Origin of the sequence: Alkalibacterium olivapovliticus (assembly GCF_003003275.1) — a bacterium.
Lineage (GTDB): Bacteria > Bacillota > Bacilli > Lactobacillales > Carnobacteriaceae_A > Alkalibacterium > Alkalibacterium olivapovliticum.
This window is the reverse complement of record NZ_PVTO01000054.1, coordinates 1,820-5,057: the sequence shown is the minus strand read 5'-3', so window position 1 is coordinate 5,057 and position 3,238 is coordinate 1,820. Positions and strand designations below refer to the sequence as shown.

General features: G+C 50.6%; 2 rRNA genes. Both read right to left on the bottom strand.

Going from position 1 to position 3,238, the window contains the following annotated elements:
* Nucleotides 1-9: 9 nt before the first annotated feature.
* Nucleotides 10-125: ribosomal RNA gene (rrf, locus tag CLV38_RS13345) — 5S ribosomal RNA — on the bottom strand.
* Nucleotides 126-231: 106 nt separating this feature from the next.
* Nucleotides 232-3,146: ribosomal RNA gene (locus CLV38_RS13340) — 23S ribosomal RNA — on the bottom strand.
* Nucleotides 3,147-3,238: the final 92 nt, after the last annotated feature.

The following is a 3,238-nucleotide window of genomic DNA, read 5'->3' as shown; positions in this document are numbered from 1 at the left end:
AAAAGAGCTGCACGGCAACGTCCTGCTTTCACAAAGGGAAACCCTTCACTATCCTCGGCGCTGGGAAGCTTAACGGCTGTGTTCGAAATGGGAACAGGTGGATCCTTCCCGCCATCGTCACCGCACAGTGACTCTTTTGCTGCATATTTAATTGGAGAACGTTGTTCTCTCAAAACTAGATAGGTAATTCAACACGAAACAACACCGTTCTTACCCTTAACCACACTGTGTGTGGTTAAGTCCTCGACCGATTAGTACTGGTCCGCTCCGTATATCACTATACTTCCACTTCCAGCCTATCTACCTGATCATCTTTCAGGGGTCTTACTTCCTTAAAGGAATGGGAAATCTCATCTTGAAGGAGGCTTCACGCTTAGATGCTTTCAGCGTTTATCCTGTCCACACATAGCTACCCAGCGATGCCAGTGGCCTGACAACTGGTACACCAGCGGTGTGTCCATCCCGGTCCTCTCGTACTAAGGATAGCTCTTCTCAAATTTCCAACGCCCGCGACGGATAGGGACCGAACTGTCTCACGACGTTCTGAACCCAGCTCGCGTACCGCTTTAATGGGCGAACAGCCCAACCCTTGGGACCGACTACAGCCCCAGGATGCGATGAGCCGACATCGAGGTGCCAAACCTCCCCGTCGATGTGAACTCTTGGGGGAGATAAGCCTGTTATCCCCAGGGTAGCTTTTATCCGTTGAGCGATGGCCCTTCCATACGGTACCACCGGATCACTAAGCCCGACTTTCGTCCCTGCTCGACTTGTAGGTCTCGCAGTCAAGCTCCCTTCTGCCTTTACACTCTACGAATGATTTCCAACCATTCTGAGGGAACCTTTGGGCGCCTCCGTTACATTTTAGGAGGCGACCGCCCCAGTCAAACTGCCCGTCTGACACTGTCTCCCGACCGGTTAACGGTCGCGGGTTAGAGTGGCCATACAGCTAGGGTAGTATCCCACCAACGCCTCCACCAAGACTGGCGTCCTGGCTTCATTGGCTCCTACCTATCCTGTACAAGCTGTACAGACACTCAATATCAAACTACAGTAAAGCTCCATGGGGTCTTTCCGTCCTGTCGCGGGTAACCTGCATTTTCACAGGTACTATAATTTCACCGAGTCTCTCGTTGAGACAGTGCCCAAATCGTTACACCTTTCGTGCGGGTCGGAACTTACCCGACAAGGAATTTCGCTACCTTAGGACCGTTATAGTTACGGCCGCCGTTTACTGGGGCTTCAATTCAGAGCTTCGCCGAAGCTAACCCTTCCTCTTAACCTTCCAGCACCGGGCAGGTGTCAGCCCCTATACATCTTCTTTCGAATTAGCAGAGACCTGTGTTTTTGGTAAACAGTCGCTTGGGCCTATTCACTGCGGCTGACCAATTGGTCAGCACCCCTTCTCCCGAAGTTACGGGGTCATTTTGCCGAGTTCCTTAACGAGAGTTCTCTCGATCACCTTAGGATTCTCTCCTCGACTACCTGTGTCGGTTTGCGGTACGGGCAGCCTACTTCTCACTAGAAGCTTTTCTTGGCAGTGTGACATCAGATACTTCGGTACTATAAGTTCCCTCCCCATCACAACTTGTCCTTAAGAGAAAAAGCATTTGACTCTTTCTCAGACTTGTTGCTTGGGCACACTATTCCAGCAGTGTGCATATCTTAGCCTTCTGCGTCCCTCCATTGCTCAAACAAAGCAGACTGGTACAGGAATATCAACCTGTTGTCCATCGCCTACGCCTTTCGGCCTCAGCTTAGGTCCCGACTAACCCTGGGCGGACGAGCCTTCCCCAGGAAACCTTAGTCATTCGGTGGACGGGATTCTCACCCGTCTTTCGCTACTCATACCGGCATTCTCACTTCTAAACGCTCCACTAGTCCTCACGGTCTAGCTTCTATGCCTTTAGAACGCTCTCCTACCATAGAACCAATGGTTCTATCCGTGGCTTCGGTATCTTGTTTAGCCCCGGTACATTTTCGGCGCAGGGCCACTCGACTAGTGAGCTATTACGCACTCTTTAAATGATGGCTGCTTCTAAGCCAACATCCTAGTTGTCTAAGCAGCCCCACATCCTTTTCCACTTAACAAGAATTTGGGGACCTTAGCCGACGGTCTGGGCTGTTTCCCTTTCCACTACGGATCTTATCACTCGCAGTGTGACTCCCGGATCTACATACAATGGCATTCGGAGTTTATCAGGATTCGGTAACCCGATAAGGGCCCCTAGTCCAAACAGTCGCTCTACCTCCATGATGCACTATCCGAGGCTAGCCCTAAAGCTATTTCGGAGAGAACCAGCTATCTCTAAGTTCGATTGGAATTTCTCCGCTACCCACACCTCATCCCAGCACTTTTCAACGTACTTGGGTTCGGGCCTCCAGTGCGTTTCACCGCACCTTCACCCTGGACATGGGTAGGTCACTTAGTTTCGGGTCGACGACGGCATACTAAACGCCCTATTCAGACTCGCTTTCGCTGCGGCTCCACCTCTACGGTTTAACCTTGCATGACATCGTCACTCGCCGGTCCATTCTACAAAAGGTACGCCATCACCCGTTAACGGGCTCTGACTACTTGTAAGCACACGGTTTCAGGTGCTATTTCACTCCCCTTCCGGGGTTCTTTTCACCTTTCCCTCACGGTACTGGTTCACTATCGGTCACTAGGGAGTATTTAGGCTTGGGAGATGGTCCTCCCGGATTCCGACGGAATTTCTCGTGTTCCGCCGTACTCAGGATACCAGCTAGTCAAGGTTGAATGTCGCATACGGGGCTTTCACCCTGTCTCGCGTAACTTTCCAGCTACTTCTGCTATTCTCGCTTATCCATATCGCCGGTCCTACAACCCCAGAATGCAAGCATTCTGGTTTGGCCTCTTCCCGTTTCGCTCGCCGCTACTTGGGGAATCGCATTTGCTTTCTCTTCCTGCAGGTACTTAGATGTTTCAGTTCCCTGCGTCTACCTTTTCCTTAGCTATGTATTCACTAAAGAAATATCACTTGATGAAAAGTGATGGGTTCCCCCATTCGGAAATCTCCGGATCAAAGCTTACTTACAGCTCCCCGAAGCATATCGGTGTTAGTCCCGTCCTTCATCGGCTCCTAGTGCCAAGGCATCCACCGTGCGCCCTTATTCACTTAACCTGTTGGTTAAGGGTAATTCATAGCGATGAGAATTGTTGTTAAAGAACAAACTGTTCTCACGTTCTATTCTCGGTGTTGTTTCTTAACATGTT